Source organism: Burkholderia sp. AU38729 (assembly GCF_020419725.1).
GTDB lineage: Bacteria > Pseudomonadota > Gammaproteobacteria > Burkholderiales > Burkholderiaceae > Burkholderia.
The window spans coordinates 21,277-39,545 of sequence record NZ_JAIZQO010000016.1 but is presented as its reverse complement, the minus strand read 5'-3'; the positions used below and the strand labels follow the sequence as shown (position 1 = coordinate 39,545).

Below are 18,269 nucleotides of genomic sequence, written 5' to 3'. Positions count from 1 at the left end.
GGGCGTTAGATCGAAATGATAGCGGATTTCAACCGGGCGGGCCGGGCATCAGCCCGGCAGGCGGCCGCCTGTCGTGCGTTCGATGGCGGCCAGATCGGCAAGCGATTCGACCGCGACGAAGCCGTGGGAGGCGAGCACCGCGCGCACGGCCTCGGCCTGGTCGTAGCCATGCTCGATCCAGAGCGTGCCGCCCGGTTTCAGATAAGAGCCGGCGCCCGCGACGATCGTGCGGATCGCACTGAGGCCGTCGGCATCGTCGGTGAGTGCGCCGCGCGGCTCGAAACGCAGGTCGCCCTGCTCGAGGTGCGGATCGTGCTGCGCGATGTAAGGCGGGTTGCTGACGATCGTGTCGAATGCGAGTGCCGGATCGAGTGCCGTGTACCAGTCGCTCTGCAGCCAGTGCAGCGGGCCGCCGGGGCGGCGCGCGTCGAGAAGCTTGCCGGCGTTGCGTTGTGCGACCTCGAGGGCGGTCGGCGAACGGTCGAGCGCCCACACGCGCGCATCGGGACGCTCGGCGGCGATCGATACGGCGATCGCGCCGCTACCCGTGCCGAGATCGAGCACGGCCGGATGCGGCAGCCCGTCGATCGCATCGAGTGCGGCCTCGACGAGCAGTTCGGTTTCGGGGCGCGGAATCAGCACGTCGGGCGTTACGTCGAACGGCCGGCCGAAGAATTCGCGCATCCCGACGAGCTGCGCGACCGGCTCGCCGGCCAGGCGGCGCGCCTCGAGCGAGCGATAGCGTTCGACCGCGGCCGTGTCGAGCGGCGCGTCGCCGCGCGTGATCAGTTGCGTGCGGGTCCAGCCGAGCGCGTGCGCGAGCAACACGCGCGCATCGACCGCGTCGAGCGGCGACGCGCGCAGCAGTTCGTCGGCGGTGGTGTCGGGCATTGCGGTCTCAGTCGGCATCGCCGAGCGACGCGAGCAGTTCGGCCTGGTGTTCGCTGACCAGCGCGCTGATCAGTTCGTCGAGGTCGCCGTCCATGAGTGCTTCGAGCCGGTACAGCGTCAGGTTGATCCGGTGGTCGGTCATCCGGCCCTGCGGGAAGTTGTACGTGCGGATCCGCTCCGAGCGGTCACCGGAGCCGATCAGGCTCTTGCGCGTCGCGGCTTCCTTCGCGTGCTGCTCGTGATACTGCTTGTCCTTGATGCGCGCGGCGAGCACCTTCAGCGCGCGATCCTTGTTCTTGTGCTGCGAGCGGTCGTCCTGGCACTCGACGACGATCCCGGTCGGAATGTGCGTGACGCGCACCGCCGAATCGGTCTTGTTGATGTGCTGGCCGCCCGCGCCGGACGCGCGGAACGTGTCGATCCGCAGGTCGGCCGGATTGATCTCGACCTCGCCGATTTCGTCGGCTTCCGGCATCACCGCGACCGTGCACGCGGACGTGTGGATGCGCCCCTGCGTTTCGGTGGCCGGCACGCGCTGCACGCGATGGCCGCCCGATTCGAACTTCAGGCGCGAATACGCGCCCTGGCCCGCGATCCGCACGATCACTTCCTTGTAGCCGCCGAGATCCGACGCGCTCTCCGACATCATTTCGACCTGCCAGCGCTGGCGTTCCGCGAAGCGCAGGTACATGCGCAGCAGGTCGCCCGCGAACAGCGCCGATTCGTCGCCGCCCGTGCCCGCACGGATTTCGAGGAAGATGTTGCGGTCGTCGTTCGGATCCTTCGGCAGCAGCATCTTCTGCAGCTCGGTCTCGAGGCGGGTCATGCGCTCGCGTGCGCTGCGGATTTCGTCTTCCGCGAAGTCGCGCATCGACAGATCGCCGAGCAGTTCCTGTGCAGCCGTCTCGTCGCTGCGCGACTGGCGCCACAGCGCGTACTGTTCGACCACCGGGCCGAGTTCCGCATGTTCACGCGTGAGCTTGCGGTACTGGTCGAGGTCGGCCGTGACGTTTTCGCGGCTCAGCAGGTCGTTCAGTTCGGCCAGCCGTGTGGACAGCTGGTCGAGCTTGCGTTGCATGCTCGTTTTCATGGTGTGGAGCGGCGCTCCCGGGCAAGGGGTATTCGGAAAGGATAGGCCGGCGCGCGGCCGGCGGCAGGGCGATCGGCCGGCGCTAGTGGCCGGACTGGTCGTTCGAGCGCGGGGCGTGCTGGTAGAAGCCGCGCATCAGGTCGATCAGCGAATCGCGATCGGCGCCGTTCACGCGGTTGAGCGCGCTCGTCGGGCCGTGGATCAGCTTGTTGGTCAGCGCTTGCGACAGCGCTTCGAGCACGGCGGCCGGATCGTCGCCGCGCGCGAGCAGCTTCTGCGCCTTGTCGACTTCGGCCCGGCGCAGTGCGTCGGCCTGCGTATGCATGTGACGGATCACCGGCACGACGCTGCGCGTGTCCAGCCATTGCATGAAATTCTGCACGCGCGTTTCGATGATCGTTTCGGCCTGCGCGACCGCAGCCTGGCGCGATGCATTGCCTTCGCGCACGATCGCGCCGAGATCGTCGACGGTGTAGAGGAACACGTCCTTCAGCTTGCCGACTTCGGGCTCGATGTCGCGCGGCACCGCGAGGTCGACCATGAAGATCGGCCGGTGGCGGCGCGCCTTCACCGCGCGCTCGACTGCGCCGAGGCCGATGATCGGCAGCGTCGACGCCGTGCACGACACGATGATGTCGAACTCGTGCATGCGGGTCGGCAGATCCGCGAGCGGCATCGCACGGCCGTTGAAGCGTTCGGCGAGCCGCTGGCCGCGTTCGGCCGTGCGGTTCGCGACGACGAGTTCGCGCGGGCCTTGCGCGGCGAAGTGCGTCGCGCACAGTTCGATCATTTCGCCAGCGCCGATGAACAGCACGCGCTGATCCGACACCTTTTCGAAGATCCGTTGCGCGAGGCGCACCGCGGCGGCGGCCATCGACACCGACTGCGTGCCGATTTCGGTCGTGCCGCGCACTTCCTTCGCTACCGCGAACGTGCGCTGGAACAGCTGGTTCAGATAGGTGCCGAGTGCGCCGGCTTCCGTCGCGGTGCGGACGGCGTCCTTCATCTGGCCCAGAATCTGCGTTTCGCCGAGCACCATCGAATCGAGGCCGGAGGCGACCCGAAATGCGTGCCGGACCGCTTCCGACTGCGGCAGCGCGTAGACGTGCGGCGCGAGTTCGTCGACCGGGATCCGGTGATACTCCGACAGCCAGCGGATCGCGCCTTCGCGTGCCGCACGATCGTCGGTCGCGCAATACAGCTCGGTGCGGTTGCAGGTGGAGAGGATCGCCGCTTCGGGCGTATTGGGCGCCTGGGGGCCGAGAAACACGTTCTTGAACGTGACGAGAGCCGGCTTGATCTGCTCGAGCGGAAACGCCACGCGTTCGCGCAAGGCGACAGGCGCAGTGTGGTGATTGATTCCGATCGTGAGGAGTTGCATATCGAGGGCTATCGTTTAGCCCCATATTATAGCGTTTCAGCGATTTCCTCACTCGCTGCATACCGGGCATCGGCGTGGCGGGGCCGGGAATTTGGGGGCTCGATCGGCACGCGGTCGAGCTGATAGCCGTAGCCGTAGAGCGGCAGCAGCCGGTAGCCGCGCTCCGGAAGCAGCCGTAGTTTGCTGCGCAGCCGGGACGCATGGGTATCGAGCGTGCGCGACTTCATGTCGCGGCGGCGCGCCCACACCGTTTCGAGGATATGGGCGCGCGACACCGGCCGCGACAGGTTCGTGAACAGCAACTGCGCGAACCGGAACTCCTTCGGCGTGAGTGAAACGATTGCGTCGTCGAAGCGAACGAGGCAATGCGTGGCGTCGAAAGCGTATTCGCCATACATTTCGCGCGAGCGGTTGGGTGGCCGGCGGACGCCGGCGCGCCGGCTCAGCGCGTTCACGCGCGCGAGCAGCTCGGGCCCGCTCACGGGGCGTACGAGGCAATCGTCGGCGCCCGCGTGCAGGCACGATACGATTTCGCTTTCGCGCGGCAGCAGCATCACGGCGATGGCCGGCAGCCCCGGCAGGACCGTCTGCGCACGCGGGATGACTTCCTCGGCCGGCTGGTCGCCGGCCCAGTGGCCGGTGATCAGCATGTCGCAGGTGTTGTCGGTGGCGAGCCACTCGAACAACGCCGCGCTGGACGGAAACGCATGGCACACATGACCGCCCGCAAAGAGCAGGCGGTTCAGGAGCGCGGCATGGCGCGCGTCCGGATCGATCAGAGCGATTCGCATGAGAATTTCTTCAATACGGCAGCCGGCGCGCGCTTGCCATAACGTCGAGTCGGCCCCTACACTCGAATGTTGGCGGCACCCGGCTGGTCTCGGGTTCGATGGATGAATCGATGCTAGCCGCTGGCAACGTTCACGCCTATGGGACGAATCTGAATTTATAGAAGGCGTCGAATGAACTGGTTTGGAATCCTTGTCCTGGGAGCGGCCGTCGGGCTGTTCGGCCGATGGCTGCATCCGATGCGGCGCACGGGCCGGCCGGCATGGTGGATCGCGGTGCTCGCCGGCATCGTCGGCGCGGGCGCGGCCCGCATGGCCGGCAATCTCTCGGGACTGTTTTACGATGGCGAGACGCTCGAATGGCCGGTCTGCACCGGTGTCGCGTTCCTCGTCGTAGCCGTGACGGTTACGCTGTCGGCCCGTCGCTGAATGTTCTCAGGTGAAATCATGAATGCCCGTCTTCCCGAAGTCTCGCCGGTGCCGGCCCGCCTCGCGCTGCTGCGTGGCGCCATGGCCCGCGAGGACCTGGCCGCCTATCTCGTGCCGTCCGCCGATCCCCATCTGTCCGAGTATCTGCCGGAGCGCTGGCAGGCCCGCCGCTGGCTGTCCGGCTTCACGGGCTCGGTCGGCACGCTGGTCGTGACCGCGGATTTCGCGGGGCTATGGGTCGACAGCCGCTACTGGGTGCAGGCCGATGCCGAACTGGCGGGCACGGGCGTGCAACTGATGAAGATGACGGGTGGGCAGCAGAGCGCGCCGCACGTCGACTGGCTCGCGCAGAACGTGGCGGCCGGTGCGACGGTCGGCGTCGACGGCGCCGTGCTGGGCGTCGCGGCCGCACGCGGGCTGACGGGTGCGCTGAAGGCGCGTGGCATCGCGCTGCGCACCGATCTCGACCTGCTCGACGCGATCTGGCCCGAGCGGCCGGGGCTGCCCGGCGACGCGGTGTTCGAGCATACGGCGCCGCAGGCCGACACGACGCGCGCGAGCAAGCTGGCCGAAGTGCGCCGCGCGATGTGCGCGCAGGGTGCGCAATGGCATTTCGTCTCGACGCTCGACGATCTCGCATGGCTGTTCAATCTGCGCGGCGCCGACGTCAACTTCAATCCCGTATTCGTTGCGCACGCAATGATCGGCGCCGATCGCGCGACGTTGTTCGTCGCCGACGGCAAGGTGTCGCCGGCGCTGACCGCGTCGCTCGCGAAGGATGGTGTCGACGTTCGTGCCTACGACGCCGCGCGCGCCGCGCTCGCGTCGCTGCCGGACGGCGCGACGCTGCTGATCGACCCCCGCCGCGTGACGTTCGGCACGCTCGAGGCCGTGCCGGCCGGCGTGAAGCTCGTCGAGGCCGTGAATCCGTCGACGTTCGCGAAGTCGCGCAAGACGTCCGCCGAGATCGAGCACGTGCGCGTGACGATGGAACACGACGGCGCCGCGCTCGCGGAGTTCTTCGCGTGGTTCGAGCAGGCGGTGAACCGCGAGACGATCACCGAGCTGACGATCGAGGAAATGCTCACGGCCGCCCGCGCCCGGCGCCCCGGCTATGTGTCGGCAAGCTTCGCGACGATTGCGGGCTTCAACGCGAATGGCGCAATGCCGCACTACCACGCGACGCCGGCGTCGCACGCGACGATCGCCGGCGACGGCCTGCTGCTGATCGATTCGGGCGGCCAGTACGTGACGGGCACGACCGACATCACGCGTGTCGTGCCGGTCGGCACCGTCAGCGACCTGCAGCGGCGCGATTTCACGATCGTGCTGAAGTCGATGATGGCGCTGTCGCGCGCCCGCTTCCCGCGCGGCATCCGCTCGCCGATGCTCGACGCGATCGCGCGCGCACCGATGTGGGCGGCCGGGCTCGACTACGGCCACGGCACGGGGCATGGCGTCGGCTACTTCCTGAACGTGCACGAAGGCCCGCAGGTGATCTCGCACTACGCGCCGGCCGAGCCGCACACGGCGATGGAAGAGGGCATGATCACGTCGATCGAGCCGGGCGTCTACCGTCCCGGCCAGTGGGGCATCCGGATCGAGAACCTGGTCGTGAACCGCGCGGCCGGGCAAACGGAATTCGGCGATTTCCTCGCATTCGAGACGCTGACGCTGTGCCCGATCGACACGCGCTGCGTGCTGATCGAGATGCTGCACGACGACGAGCGCGCATGGCTGAACACGTATCACGCGACGGTGCGCGAGCGTGTCGGCCGGCACCTGAGCGGCGATGCGAAGGCGTGGCTCGTCGCGCGCACGCAGCCGATCTGACACAACACGCGATAACGGCCGGACAACGGCCGAACGACACAACCGAGGGCAGGCAATGGCGGACACCGCAGTGATCGTGGTCGACATGCAGCGCGGGCTGGTGGAGCGGGCGCGGCCCGCTTACCGGCTCGACGACGTGGTATCGGGCATCAACCGGCTGACGGCGGCGGCGCGCGCGGCGAACGCGCCCGTGTGCTTCGTGCAGCACGACGGCGATGCGGACGACGACATCGTGCCCGGCACGCCGGGCTGGGAGCTGCATGCGGGGCTGGTCGTCGGGAACGACGACTGGCGTGTGCGCAAGCAGGTGAGCGATTCGTTTCACGACACGCCGCTCGCGGCGCAGCTCGACCGCCACGGCGTCCGTTCGGTGCTGATCTGCGGTTATGCGACCGAGTTCTGCGTCGATTCGGCCGCACGCCGCGCGGCGCTGCTTGGCTACCGGACGACGGTCGTGTCCGATCTGCACACGACGAACGAGCGCACGCACCTGTCGGCTGCGCAGATCGTCGCGCACCATCACTTCGTATGGCAAAACAATTCGCTGTCGGGCAACCCGGTGACGCCGCGCTCGCTCGCGGACGTCCTTTCGACGGAGTTCGCATGACGATCAAGGCCGTGGTGTTCGATTTCGGCGGCGTGCTGATCGACTGGAGCCCGGAGTACCTTTACCGGGAGCTGATTCCCGACGACGCGGAGCGTCGCTGGTTCCTCACGCACGTGTGCGCGATGGACTGGGTGATCCGTCAGGACGGCGGGCAGACGATCGAAGAGGGGACGGCCGAGCTCGTTGCGAAGTTTCCGGAGCACGAGGCGCTGATCCGCGCGTTCTACGCGCGCTGGCACGAGATGATCGGCGGTGTGCTCGAAGAGGGCGCCGCGCTCGTCGATCGACTTGAAGCGCAGGGGATGCCGCTGTTCGGGCTGACGAACTGGTCCGCGCAGACATTCCCGTATGCGTGGGACAACTTCCCGGTGCTGCGGCGTTTCAAGGAGATCGTCGTGTCGGGCCGAGTGAAGCTCGTGAAGCCCGATCCGGCAATCTACCGCGAGATGCATGCGCGGATCGAACCGCACCTGCCGGGCATCGCGCCGCACGAACTCGTATTCATCGACGACAACGCGAAGAACGCCGCGGCCGCGACGGCGCTCGGCTGGCACGGCATTCATCACACGAGTGCGGCGACGACCGAGGCGCGGCTGCGCGAACTGGGCGCGCTCGCGTAAGCGGCGGGCGAGCAGCCCGCCATCGAATAGAAAAAGCGGGCCAGCGGCCCGCTTTTTTGTTGTGACGCTTCCTGAAGCGGCCACCCTCGGCGACCGGCCCCGCGTTGCCGCGGCGCCGGGCACCCGGGTCGTGCCGGTCAGCGGCTGATCGGCTTGTAGCGCAGGCGCTTCGGCTTCGCGGCTTCTTCGCCGAGGCGGGCACGCTTGTCGGCTTCGTATTCCTGGTAGTTGCCGTCGAAGAACGTGACCTGCGAATCGCCTTCGAACGCGAGGATGTGCGTCGCGATCCGGTCGAGGAACCAGCGATCGTGCGAGATCACCATCACCGAGCCCGCGAATTCGAGCAGCGCGTCTTCCAGCGCGCGCAGCGTTTCGACGTCGAGATCGTTCGACGGTTCGTCCAGCAGCAGCACGTTGCCGCCCGAGATCAGCGTCTTCGCGAGGTGCAGCCGACCGCGTTCACCGCCGGACAGGTTGCCGACGATCTTCTGCTGGTCGCCGCCCTTGAAGTTGAAGCGGCCGATGTACGCGCGCGACGGCGTTTCGTACTTGCCCACCGTCAGCACGTCGGCGCCGCCCGAGATTTCCTCGAACACCGTCTTCGACCCGTCGAGCGCGTCGCGGCTCTGGTCGACGTAAGCGAGCTTCACCGTCGGGCCCATCACGACTTCGCCCGAATCCGGCTGTTCCTTACCGGTCAGCATCTTGAACAGCGTCGACTTGCCGGCGCCGTTCGGGCCGATGATGCCGACGATCGCACCGGCCGGGATCTTGAAGCTCAGATTGTCGATCAGCAGGCGATCGCCGAACGACTTGCTGACGTTCTTGAACTCGATCACTTCATTGCCGAGGCGTTCGCCGGCCGGAATGAAGATTTCCTGCGTTTCGTTGCGCTTCTGGTATTCCTGGCTGCTCAGCTCCTCGAAGCGCGCGATACGCGCCTTCGACTTTGCCTGGCGGCCCTTCGGGTTCTGGCGCACCCACTCCAGTTCCTTCTTGATCGCCTTCTGGCGCGCCGATTCCGACGCCTCTTCCTGCTTCAGGCGCTCTTCCTTCTGGTCGAGCCAGCTGCTGTAGTTGCCCTTCCACGGAATGCCGTGGCCGCGGTCGAGTTCGAGAATCCACTCGGCTGCGTTGTCGAGGAAGTAGCGATCGTGGGTGACCGCGACGACGGTGCCCGGGAAGCGCACCAGGAACTGCTCGAGCCAGTCGACCGATTCCGCGTCGAGGTGGTTGGTCGGTTCGTCGAGCAGCAGCATGTCGGGTTTTTCGAGCAGCAGCTTGCACAGCGCGACGCGGCGCTTTTCACCGCCCGACAGGTGTTCGATCCTGGCGTCCCACGACGGCAGGCGCAGTGCGTCGGCGGCCACTTCGAGCTGCTGCTCGGGGCTGCCGCCGTCGCTCGACGCGAGGATCGCCTCGTACTTCGCCTGCTCGGCTGCGAGCGCGTCGAAGTCGGCGTCCGGCTCCGCGTACGCCGCGTAGATTTCCTCGAGCTTCTTGTTGGCCTGGAACAGGTCGCCAAGGCCTTCCTCGACGGCTTCGCGCACCGTCTTCGTCGGGTCGAGCTGCGGTTCCTGCGGCAGGTAGCCGATGTTCAGGTTCGGCATCGGCGTGGCTTCGCCTTCGATGTCCTTGTCGACGCCCGCCATGATGCGGATCAGCGTCGACTTGCCCGAGCCGTTCAGGCCGAGCACGCCGATCTTCGCGCCGGGAAAGAACGACAGCGAGATGTCCTTCAGGATCTGGCGCTTGGGCGGCACGATCTTGCCGACCCGGTTCATCGTGAAAACGTATTGGGCCATTTCGGTGTGAAAGTCAGAAGTGGTTGAGACTGCCGCGCAGCGCGCGGGCGCGGCGGCGTCGGGTGATTCGGTACGGAGCGTGCCGCGCAGGGCGCGGCGGCGTCGCCGCGTGTGGGCGGCGCGAGCGGCTATTGTACTTCGCCGCCGAGCGTCGCTGACAGCGGCGGGGGGCTGCAGCGGTCCGGATTGGCCATTCGGCCGAGGCTACAGCCACGCGGCGACGCCGCCGTGCCCCGAGCACGTGCCGCGCCGGTGGCGGCTGAAGCTGTACGTGCCGTCGCGGCAGCGCGCGCTCGCGCCGTCGGGCACGCGGCCCGATTTCGAATGCGCGGGGGCGTGCACGGTTTCGCCGTCGCGGTTGCGATACGTGTCGTGTCGGTCGAGATCGGCTTCGTTGCTGTAGCCGGTCGGTGCGCGATACGCGTGTGCCGGAAGGGGCAGCGAGGCGCACGCGACGAAAAATGCGGCGGACAGCGTCGCGACGCGTGTCGCGCGGCGGAGCAGGGCGGGCATGGTCTCTCTCGGTCTGTTGTTATCGGTGCCGGGCCGCATGTTAGCCGATCGGCAGAAGAAGCGCGCCGTGACGGAGGGCACTACGCCGCGCCGGACATCGATGCCGCGCCGTCGGCCAGTGCGGCGTCGAGGATCCATCGGCGAAAGGCGGCAACTTTTGACCGTTCCGCGTGATGCGGCGGATAGACGAGGTAGTACGCGAAATCGTCGAGCCACGCGACGTCGGCGAGCTGCACGAGTCGGCCGCTCGCCAGCTCGCCGCGCACCATCGCGGCCGGCAGCAGCCCGGCGCCCTGGCCGGCGACGATCGCCTGCAGCAACAGGCCCGAGTCGTCGAACGCGGGGCCGCGCGGCGGGCCGAAGTCGTCGATCCGCTGTGCGCCGAACCAGATGTGCCAGCCCTTGCGCTCGGCGTCGTGCAACTGCGGCCAGCCGACGAGCTCGGCCGGCGTCGCCGGCATGCCGAGCCGCGCGACGAGTTCGGGCGACGCGAGCGCGACGATCTCCACCGTCAGCAGGCGCTCGCTGCACAGCCCGATGTAGCGCCCGAGGCCATGACGGATCGCGACGTCTACACCGTCGCGCGAGAAATCAGCCGGTGCATGGCTCGTGACGACCTGCAGGTCGACGTCCGGGCAAGCCTCCCGAAACTGCGCGAGGCGCGGGACGAGCCACGCGGATGCGAAAAACGGCGTGACGCTCACCGTCAGCACGCCGCTGTCGGCCGCACCCGACACGCGCTGCGACGCATCGGCGATCTGCCGGAACGCGTTGCGCACCGGCGGCAGGTAGTCGCGGCCGGCGGCCGTGAGCAGGATGCCGCGGTTGACGCGCTCGAACAGCTGTACACCGAGATGCGTCTCGAGCGTGCGGATCATCTGGCTTACCGCGCCGGGCGTGACCGACAGCTCCTCGGCAGCCGCCTTCACCGACAGGTGGCGGGCGGCCGCTTCGAATGCGCGCAGCGGGTTGAGAGGCGGCAAGCGGGAACGATTCATTCAGTTTTTCTAAATCGAAAGTCCGACGAAATATCGTTTGAGACGATGCGTATGCACGAGTACCGTTGACGCATCGGATCGTATGCTTCGCGACTGCCTGTCGGCAGCCGGTGCGATCAACATAGTTCAACTATATCCATGAGGCAATCCGGACGCCGCCCGGCAGCCGGCGGAACCTGAGAGGAGCATCGTCATGAACCGCCAGGGCGCATCGCGCGTTTTCTACGGCTGGTACGTGGTGGCGGCCGCGTTTGCCGTCACGTTCGTCGGTTTCGGCAGCGCATACACGTTCAGCGCCTTCGTCGAGTCGCTGCAGCAGGATTTCGCCGCGTCGCGCGGACAGATCTCGCTCGTGTTCTCGCTCGCCGGCTTCCTGTATTTCGGCTTCGGCATCGTCAGCGGGCCGCTGGCCGACCGCTTCGGCTCGCGGCGGCTCGCTGTCGCCGGGATGCTGCTGACGGGCATCGGGCTCGCGGCTGCCGGCGCCGCGCATACGCTGGTGCAGGTCTATGTCGCGTACGGGCTCGGTGTCGGTCTCGGCGTCGGCTGCGCGTACGTGCCGGCTGTCGGCGCCGTGCAGCGCTGGTTCGTGCGCCGGCGCGGCTTCGCGTCGGGGCTCGCGGTCGCCGGGATCGGCGTCGGCACGCTGGTGATGCCGCCGCTCGCGTCCGCGCTGATCGCGCACGTCGGCTGGCGCGGTGCGTATTTCACGCTGGCCGTGATCGCGGTCGTGATCGGCGCGGGGATGGCGTTGCTGATCGAGAACGATCCGCGCGGGCGGGGGCTGCTGCCGGACGGGGAGGCGGCGCATGAGTCCGTCGAGGGCGGCGGCGCGAAAGCCACCGCGCGCGATGCGGGGGCTTCGGTGTCCGGTGCAGCCTCGCGTCGCAAGCCGGCTGCCGGCGCGACGGTGCGCGAAGCCGTTACGTCGCGCTCGTTCGCGAGTCTCTACGCGGCATGCCTCATCTGCTCGTTCGGCGTGTTCGTCCCGTTCGTTCATCTCGTGCCGTACGCACTCGATCATGGCGTCTCGTCATCGACGGCCGTGCTGCTGCTCGGCGCGATCGGCGTCGGCAGCACGGCCGGCCGCTTCTTCCTCGGCGGCCTCGCCGACCGCTTCGGCCGCCGCACCTCGCTGCTCGCGATGTTCGCGGGCATGGCCGTCGCGCTCGTTGCGTGGGCCGGCGCCGGCACCGTCGCCATGCTTGCCGCGTTCGCACTCGGGTTCGGCGTGTTCTACGGCGGCTGGGTCGCGGTGCTGCCGGCGGTGGTGATGGACTATTTCGGCGGCCGCAACGTGAGCGGGATCATCGGCGTGCTCTATACGAGCGTAGCATTCGGCGCGCTGATCGGGCCGACCGCGGCCGGCTTCATCTACGACGCGGGCGCCGGCTATCTCGTGCCGATCCTGGCCAGTGCCGCTGCGAATGCGATCGCGTTCGCGATCGTCGCGACGACGGGGCGTGCGTCGACGGCCGCGCGTGCAGCGCGCGGATAAGCGCACTGCCCACGGCACGGCTTCGCGAATTCCGGTAGGGTGGCCGGATCGTGAACCGAAGGCATCCAGCCGGGAGGCTCCATGACATTCGACGAAGTCCGGCAGATCGCGCTGGCGTGGCGCGGCGTCGAGGAAGGCACGTCATACGGCACGCCCTCACTCAAGGTGAAGGGCAAGATGCTCGCGCGGCTGCGCGAGGACGGCGACACGCTCGTCGTGAAAGGCGTCGGCCGCGACGAGCGCGCGTGGCTGATCGAATCGGAACCCGACGTGTATTACGTGACGGATCACTACGTCGGCTGGCCGATCGTGCTGGTGCGGCTGTCGGCGGCCCATCCGGACGCCGTGAAAAACCTGCTTCTGCGAGAATGGCAGGCCGTTGTCCCCGCCAAATGGCGTGACGAGATGGCGAACGGCACGCGCTGACGCGCCCCCGGTTGCGGCTGACTGACCCGATGTCGCCGGGCGCTTTCGGCGCGCTCGCGAGTCGCCACGGACGGTACAAGCGTTGCATCGATCGATGTCGATGCAACAAGTGGTTCCATCGAAATTCTTCAATTGGTTCTTAGTGAAGAACCGTTTGATGCTTACACTCCTTCGCTTCGAAGGCAGCTGACGAAAGCCGACGGAAAGGGCGCACGCGATGCGCCGGCGCCCTGCGTGCCGCATCGCACCCGCAGCTTCGCAGACTGCGTCGCGACCCGTTCCGGAACGGCCCCCGATCCGGCTGCGCGCCTGCACCCATGCAGGCGCCGCATCCGGCCCGGCTCAAGAACGACAATCCCCCCGTGCTGCCTTCACGCGATACCCGGCCATACCGGAACCGTTTTTTGGAGAGAGACAGATGAGTGGAAGCAACACAGGCCTGGGTACGGGCCTGAAGCAGCGGCACGTGACGATGATGTCGATTGCCGGCGTGATCGGCGCGGGCCTGTTCGTCGGCTCCGGCCACGCGATCGCGGAAGCCGGCCCGGCGTCGATCCTCGCGTATGCGATCGCAGGGGTGCTGGTCGTGCTCGTGATGCGCATGCTCGGCGAGATGGCAGTCGCCCATCCGGACAGCGGTTCGTTCTCCACCTATGCCGATCGCGCGATCGGCCACTGGGCCGGTTTCTCGATCGGCTGGCTGTACTGGTGGTTCTGGGTGCTGGTGATCCCGATCGAGGCGACCGCCGCCGCGACCATTCTCAACGCATGGTTCCCTGGCGTCGCGACCTGGGTCTTCGCGCTTGGCATCACGCTGGTGCTGACGGTGACCAACCTCTTCTCGGTCAAGAACTACGGCGAATTCGAATTCTGGTTCGCGCTAATCAAGGTTGTCGCGATCGTCGTGTTCCTGTGCATCGGCGGTGCGGCGATCGTCGGCATCATCCCGGCGCCGGCTGTGTCGGGCGTGTCGAACCTGTTCGTGCATGACGGCTTCATGCCGCACGGCGCCGGCGCGGTGCTCGCGGCGATGCTGACGACGATGTTCTCGTTCCTCGGCACCGAGATCGTGACGATCGCGGCCGCCGAATCGGACAACCCGCAACGCCAGATCGTGCGCGCGACCAACTCGGTGATCTGGCGTATCACGCTGTTCTATCTCGGCTCGATTCTCGTCGTTGCGGCCATCGTGCCGTGGAACGACCCGCTGCTGCCGAAGCACGGCTCGTATCAGCGCGCGATGGAGCTGATCGGCGTCCCGAACGCGAAGGCGATCATCGACGTGATCGTGCTGGTGTCGGTCGCGAGCTGCCTGAATTCGGCGCTGTACACCGCGTCGCGGATGCTGTTCTCACTGTCCAAGCGCAAGGATGCGCCCGCGTTCCTGCACCGCACCGATTCGACCGGCACGCCGCGCGCGGCCGTGCTCGCGTCGACCGCGTTCGGTTTCCTGACCGTGATCGCGAACTACCTGATGCCGGAGCAGGTGTTCGGCTTCCTGCTGGCAACGTCGGGCGCGATCGCGCTGCTCGTGTATCTCGTGATCGCGATCTCGCAGCTGCGGATGCGCAAGACGCTCGAATCGACCGGTGCGGACCTGACGCTGCGGATGTGGTTGTTCCCGTGGCTCACGTGGTTGGTGATCCTGTTCATCTGCGGCACACTGACCGTGATGCTCGTGAGTGAGGATCACCGGATGGAAGTGGGTGCGACGGCCGTGCTGGCGTTGATCGTGCTGCTGGCGTCGTGGCTGAACAAGCGTGGTCGCGATGCGCAGGCGAGTGAAGGGCGGCGCGTGTCGGCGACTTGAGTGGGTGAAGTGATGGCGGGCGGAAAGCCCGCGTCATGAAAAATGGCCCGATCGGCGTTTGCCGGTCGGGCCATTTGCTTTTGTCGCATCCAATGCGGCCGAAAATGCCGACGCGCGACGCGTTGCGAGAGGCAAGAAGCAACTAGCTCGTAATAATCGAACTCGTCTGATTTCGTCAACAAAGACATGCTCGTACATTGATTGCTTCGATTACCGAGGCGAATCGATGGATGAATCAATTTGGCATCCTTTGTTGATGATCGGCATTATCAGGAAGCACCTGATATCCAATTGCGCGATCGATACGCCTTGTCGTTTGTCGACTGTATCGAGGTCGCAACAATGACTGAGCGTTCGACTGCTCGCGTCGGCATAACTTTCTCCGCCCGCGACGGATTCCAGCTCAAGGGAACCTATTTCCCGGCGGCCGAGGGTGATCGTTCCCCGGTGCTCATCTGCCCTGCGACGGGAATCCGACAATCCTTTTATTTCCCGTTTGCAGATTGGCTAAGCAAAGGCGGTCATGCAACGTTCGTATTCGATTATCGGGGGATCGGCGCGTCGCTCGGTACGGATCACGTCCGCCAGTCCCGGGCGCGAAAACAGGACTGGGGGCAACTCGACATGCCCGCAGCGCTCGACTGGCTCCTTGGCAAAACCCGGGCGCGCGACGCGCACTTGATTGGGCATAGCGCGGGCGCACAGCTGGTCGGTCTGATGCCGAATCACGCGTCGATTCGCTCGCTATGCGCCATCTCGGCATCTTCCGGGTATGTCGGCAACATTCGCTGGCCAAAGCGTTTCGCGGCCTTGCTGCTTGCCCATCTGTATGTGCCGATTTCCGCTCGACTGCTCGGTTACGTTCCGGCCAGGGTATTCGGCTGGGGAGATGATCTGCCGCCGTGCGTCGGACGTCAGTGGGCCCGATGGTGCCGTCGGCCCGGATATGTGGCGAACGAATTCGGAGCAGAGGTGGTGCGCCACTACTACGACGAATTTATCGCTCCCGTCACCGTTGTGGCCGCAACCGACGACCCGCTTGCCACGCCGGCCAATATTGCAGATTGGCTGCGCCTGCTGCCGAGCGCCAAGTCCGACGTCCACTTCATCCATCCAGAAAATCCCGACGACCGAGCAATTGGCCACGTCGGCATGTTCCGCCGCGAGCATTCGTCGCTGTGGCCGGAACTCACCAGAGGGTTGCTGCGCTGACGGCGCGTGTCGTTCGCATCCTCACATCAGGAGACCATGATGGATGATTCAACAGAAATGAAATCGCGCTTCAAGGCCGTCAGAAATGAGGCGAAGGAGACGCGCGCGTCGCTTTACCATCTCACGAATCAATGCAACCTCCGTTGCAAGGGCTGCTGGTTTTTCGAGAACGAATTCGATACAGCATCGCAAGAGTTGAGCGATGCGCGTCGCCTTGAGCAGCGTGTGACGGAGGAGGCTGCGCGCGGGGTCAACGCGCCGCTATTGATTGGCGGCGAGCCTGCATTGCACCTCGATCGGATACGGATGTTCAGGAAATACATGCCGAAAGTGTCAGTGTCGACGAATGGACTTCGAAAAATCCCGTATGAAGGATTCGAGGACATCACCATCGCGATCTCCGTATTTGGCGGCGGGCCACTCGACGATGAATTGCGTGCGATTGGTCCGAACGGAAAACGCTTCACCGGCTTGTTCGACAAGACGCTGGCAAACTATCGCGACGACGAACGTGCAGGTTTTGTCTATGCAGTGACGATTGACGGTATTGCGTACATCGAGGAAACGGTGCGCAAAATTCGAGATAACGGGAATCGGTTGCTGTTCAATTACTACAGTCCCTACGACGTTGACGGCCCGCTACGTCGACGAGGCGAGGAGCGGTTGCTGGACGTCCTGCTCGACTTGAAAGCGAAATACCCTGAAACCATTGCAAGCCATCCCTATTATCTGACGGCCCTGATGCGGGGTGAGACCGCCTGGGGAGCATTCAATGGTGCTAGTTGTCCGAGCGTCAGCGAAGATCATCCGCAAAACGTGGATCGGTTCGCGTCGGGGTGGCCCGCGCTACCCAGGTTCAATGCGTATCGTGCCGATTTTGTCTCGCTTGCGCGCTGTTGTACGTCAGGAGAATGCGCGAAGTGTCGCGACAGCCAGGCCGTGATGTCCTGGTTGCTGGTTAACGCGAGGCACGTACTGCAGGAAGACGACGGACTTCGGACATGGACGGAGGTTGCTGAAAGCTATTTCAGTCAGTTTGTCTGGTCGAAATACCATCCGCGCAATCGTATGGAGCGCGCGTCGATTTGCGCAATGCAATGAGACGGCACAGGGGGGCACCATGCAGCTATGCATAGCCGGATCTAAATCGGACACGGGCGGCTCCGGTCGTGACTAGGCCGGTACACCGAAAAGTGAAAAGCCCGCAGAAGCGGGCTTTTCACTGAGGCGATAACGCAACGCTCAGACGTTGAACAGGAAGTTCATCACGTCGCCGTCGTGCACGACATATTCCTTCCCTTCCGCGCGCATCTTGCCGGCTTCCTTCGCGCCTTGCTCACCCTTGTACGTGACGAAATCGTCGAACGCGATCGTCTGCGCGCGGATGAAGCCGCGCTCGAAGTCGGTGTGGATCACGCCGGCTGCCTGCGGCGCCGTGTCGCCGATATGGATCGTCCATGCGCGCACTTCCTTCACGCCCGCGGTGAAGTACGTCTGCAGACCGAGCAGCTTGAAGCCCGCGCGGATCACGCGGTCGAGGCCCGGCTCTTCCATGCCCATGTCGGCGAGGAACGCTTCCTTGTCCGCATCGTCGAGATCGGCGATTTCCGCCTCGATCGCCGCACATACGGCCACGACCGGCGCATTCTCGCTTTCCGCGTACTTGCGGACCGCGTCGAGATGCGGGTTGTTCTCGAAACCGTCGTCCTTCACGTTGGCCACGTACATCGCCGGCTTCGCGGTGATCAGGCAGAACGGCTTGATCAGCGCCGCTTCGTCGTCCGACAGTTCGAGGCCGCGCACGGCCTTGCCCTGGTCGAGTTGAGCGCGCACTTTTTCGAGTACCGCGACGAGCTTTGCCGCTTCCTTGTCGTTGCCCGACTTCGCGGCCTTCGAATAGCGCGTGAGCGCCTTCTCGACGGTGCCGAGGTCGGCGAGCGCGAGCTCGGTGTTGATCACTTCGATGTCGTCGATCGGGCTGACCTTGCCGGCGACGTGAATGACGTTCTCGTCCTCGAAGCAGCGCACGACGTGCGTGATCGCGTCGGTTTCGCGGATGTTCGCGAGGAACTGGTTGCCGAGGCCTTCACCCTTGCTCGCGCCCGCGACGAGGCCCGCGATGTCGACGAATTCGACGACGGCCGGTACGACACGCTCCGGCTTGACGATCTCGGAGAGCGCCTTCAGGCGCGTATCGGGCACTTCGACGATGCCGACGTTCGGCTCGATCGTGCAGAACGGGTAGTTCTCGGCGGCGATGCCGGCCTTGGTCAGCGCATTGAACAGGGTGGACTTGCCGACGTTGGGCAAGCCGACGATGCCGCATTTGAGACTCATGGAATCCTTCGGACGGGTAAGGCGGCGCGGC

General features: G+C 65.9%; 17 protein-coding genes. 9 read left to right on the top strand and 8 right to left on the bottom strand.

Features of this window, described 5'->3' with window-relative positions; genetic code table 11:
* Window positions 1–48 precede the first annotated feature (48 nt).
* The 4 genes from prmC to LGM56_RS32660 form a co-directional block, all read right to left on the bottom strand.
* A complete protein-coding gene (gene prmC / locus LGM56_RS32675) occupies window positions 49–891 on the bottom strand; it encodes a peptide chain release factor N(5)-glutamine methyltransferase (protein WP_226207826.1) in 843 nt (280 codons plus the stop codon).
* A 7-nt stretch (window positions 892–898) separates the two neighbouring features.
* On the bottom strand, window positions 899–1,981 hold the full coding sequence (gene prfA, locus LGM56_RS32670) for a peptide chain release factor 1 (protein WP_089430537.1): 1,083 nt from the start codon (window positions 1,979–1,981) through the stop codon (window positions 899–901).
* Between the two features lie 82 nt (window positions 1,982–2,063).
* On the bottom strand, window positions 2,064–3,362 hold the full coding sequence (hemA, locus tag LGM56_RS32665) for a glutamyl-tRNA reductase (protein WP_089424380.1): 1,299 nt from the start codon (window positions 3,360–3,362) through the stop codon (window positions 2,064–2,066).
* Window positions 3,363–3,388: 26 nt separating this feature from the next.
* Window positions 3,389–4,153: a response regulator transcription factor gene (locus LGM56_RS32660; RefSeq protein ID WP_089430538.1), complete on the bottom strand. Its 765-nt coding sequence runs from the start codon at window positions 4,151–4,153 to the stop codon at window positions 3,389–3,391.
* A 171-nt stretch (window positions 4,154–4,324) separates the two neighbouring features.
* On the opposite strand from LGM56_RS32660, the gene LGM56_RS32655 reads away from it, so the two are divergent.
* Genes LGM56_RS32655 through LGM56_RS32640 form a run of 4 tightly spaced genes read left to right on the top strand, consistent with a single transcriptional unit; the run spans window position 4,325 to window position 7,639 of the window.
* On the top strand, window positions 4,325–4,579 hold the full coding sequence (locus LGM56_RS32655; protein WP_039352130.1) for a hypothetical protein: 255 nt from the start codon (window positions 4,325–4,327) through the stop codon (window positions 4,577–4,579).
* A gap of 18 nt (window positions 4,580–4,597) precedes the next feature.
* A complete protein-coding gene (locus LGM56_RS32650; RefSeq protein WP_226207825.1) occupies window positions 4,598–6,412 on the top strand; it encodes an aminopeptidase P family protein in 1,815 nt (604 codons plus the stop codon).
* 55 nt (window positions 6,413–6,467) lie between these two features.
* Window positions 6,468–7,019 (top strand): cysteine hydrolase family protein, encoded by a 552-nt coding sequence (locus LGM56_RS32645; protein ID WP_089494013.1) that lies wholly within the window; start codon window positions 6,468–6,470, stop codon window positions 7,017–7,019.
* Window positions 7,016–7,639: an HAD family hydrolase gene (locus LGM56_RS32640; RefSeq protein WP_089494014.1), complete on the top strand. Its 624-nt coding sequence runs from the start codon at window positions 7,016–7,018 to the stop codon at window positions 7,637–7,639. The genes LGM56_RS32645 and LGM56_RS32640 overlap by 4 nt, the downstream gene beginning before the upstream one ends.
* A gap of 137 nt (window positions 7,640–7,776) precedes the next feature.
* Here the strand turns inward: LGM56_RS32640 and ettA are convergent, their stop codons facing one another.
* The 3 genes from ettA to gcvA form a co-directional block, all read right to left on the bottom strand.
* The gene (gene ettA, locus LGM56_RS32635) at window positions 7,777–9,444 is read right to left on the bottom strand and encodes an energy-dependent translational throttle protein EttA (RefSeq protein WP_226207824.1); all 1,668 of its coding nucleotides are present in this window, start codon (window positions 9,442–9,444) and stop codon (window positions 7,777–7,779) included.
* A 204-nt stretch (window positions 9,445–9,648) separates the two neighbouring features.
* The gene (locus LGM56_RS32630) at window positions 9,649–9,957 is read right to left on the bottom strand and encodes a DUF3761 domain-containing protein (RefSeq protein WP_226207823.1); all 309 of its coding nucleotides are present in this window, start codon (window positions 9,955–9,957) and stop codon (window positions 9,649–9,651) included.
* Between the two features lie 80 nt (window positions 9,958–10,037).
* Window positions 10,038–10,955 (bottom strand): transcriptional regulator GcvA, encoded by a 918-nt coding sequence (gene gcvA, locus LGM56_RS32625; protein WP_089494016.1) that lies wholly within the window; start codon window positions 10,953–10,955, stop codon window positions 10,038–10,040.
* A 193-nt stretch (window positions 10,956–11,148) separates the two neighbouring features.
* Here gcvA and LGM56_RS32620 point away from each other — a divergent pair, with 193 nt between their 5' ends.
* From LGM56_RS32620 to LGM56_RS32600, 5 genes are all read left to right on the top strand, one after another.
* Window positions 11,149–12,453 (top strand): MFS transporter, encoded by a 1,305-nt coding sequence (locus tag LGM56_RS32620; RefSeq protein ID WP_226207822.1) that lies wholly within the window; start codon window positions 11,149–11,151, stop codon window positions 12,451–12,453.
* Between the two features lie 81 nt (window positions 12,454–12,534).
* Window positions 12,535–12,879 (top strand): MmcQ/YjbR family DNA-binding protein, encoded by a 345-nt coding sequence (locus LGM56_RS32615; RefSeq protein WP_226207821.1) that lies wholly within the window; start codon window positions 12,535–12,537, stop codon window positions 12,877–12,879.
* 418 nt (window positions 12,880–13,297) lie between these two features.
* Entirely contained in the window at window positions 13,298–14,689 is a 1,392-nt protein-coding gene (gene gabP, locus LGM56_RS32610) for a GABA permease (protein ID WP_089494019.1), read from the top strand.
* A 240-nt stretch (window positions 14,690–14,929) separates the two neighbouring features.
* On the top strand, window positions 14,930–15,901 hold the full coding sequence (locus tag LGM56_RS32605; RefSeq protein ID WP_226207820.1) for an alpha/beta fold hydrolase: 972 nt from the start codon (window positions 14,930–14,932) through the stop codon (window positions 15,899–15,901).
* A gap of 39 nt (window positions 15,902–15,940) precedes the next feature.
* Window positions 15,941–17,002 carry a radical SAM protein gene (locus LGM56_RS32600; protein ID WP_226207819.1) on the top strand — a complete coding sequence of 354 codons (1,062 nt, stop codon included), beginning with the start codon at window positions 15,941–15,943 and terminating at the stop codon, window positions 17,000–17,002.
* Between the two features lie 141 nt (window positions 17,003–17,143).
* On the opposite strand, the gene ychF is transcribed toward LGM56_RS32600, so the two are convergent.
* Window positions 17,144–18,238: a redox-regulated ATPase YchF gene (gene ychF / locus LGM56_RS32595; RefSeq protein ID WP_089439131.1), complete on the bottom strand. Its 1,095-nt coding sequence runs from the start codon at window positions 18,236–18,238 to the stop codon at window positions 17,144–17,146.
* Window positions 18,239–18,269: the final 31 nt, after the last annotated feature.

Coding starts and splice junctions, on each gene's coding strand:
- prmC (WP_226207826.1), bottom strand. CDS start 891: ATGCCCGACACCACCGCCGACGAACTGCTGCGCGCGTCGCCGCTCGAC.
- prfA (WP_089430537.1), bottom strand. CDS start 1,981: ATGAAAACGAGCATGCAACGCAAGCTCGACCAGCTGTCCACACGGCTG.
- hemA (WP_089424380.1), bottom strand. CDS start 3,362: ATGCAACTCCTCACGATCGGAATCAATCACCACACTGCGCCTGTCGCC.
- LGM56_RS32660 (WP_089430538.1), bottom strand. CDS start 4,153: ATGCGAATCGCTCTGATCGATCCGGACGCGCGCCATGCCGCGCTCCTG.
- LGM56_RS32655 (WP_039352130.1), top strand. CDS start 4,325: ATGAACTGGTTTGGAATCCTTGTCCTGGGAGCGGCCGTCGGGCTGTTC.
- LGM56_RS32650 (WP_226207825.1), top strand. CDS start 4,598: ATGAATGCCCGTCTTCCCGAAGTCTCGCCGGTGCCGGCCCGCCTCGCG.
- LGM56_RS32645 (WP_089494013.1), top strand. CDS start 6,468: ATGGCGGACACCGCAGTGATCGTGGTCGACATGCAGCGCGGGCTGGTG.
- LGM56_RS32640 (WP_089494014.1), top strand. CDS start 7,016: ATGACGATCAAGGCCGTGGTGTTCGATTTCGGCGGCGTGCTGATCGAC.
- ettA (WP_226207824.1), bottom strand. CDS start 9,444: ATGGCCCAATACGTTTTCACGATGAACCGGGTCGGCAAGATCGTGCCG.
- LGM56_RS32630 (WP_226207823.1), bottom strand. CDS start 9,957: ATGCCCGCCCTGCTCCGCCGCGCGACACGCGTCGCGACGCTGTCCGCC.
- gcvA (WP_089494016.1), bottom strand. CDS start 10,955: ATGAATCGTTCCCGCTTGCCGCCTCTCAACCCGCTGCGCGCATTCGAA.
- LGM56_RS32620 (WP_226207822.1), top strand. CDS start 11,149: ATGAACCGCCAGGGCGCATCGCGCGTTTTCTACGGCTGGTACGTGGTG.
- LGM56_RS32615 (WP_226207821.1), top strand. CDS start 12,535: ATGACATTCGACGAAGTCCGGCAGATCGCGCTGGCGTGGCGCGGCGTC.
- gabP (WP_089494019.1), top strand. CDS start 13,298: ATGAGTGGAAGCAACACAGGCCTGGGTACGGGCCTGAAGCAGCGGCAC.
- LGM56_RS32600 (WP_226207819.1), top strand. CDS start 15,941: ATGGATGATTCAACAGAAATGAAATCGCGCTTCAAGGCCGTCAGAAAT.
- ychF (WP_089439131.1), bottom strand. CDS start 18,238: ATGAGTCTCAAATGCGGCATCGTCGGCTTGCCCAACGTCGGCAAGTCC.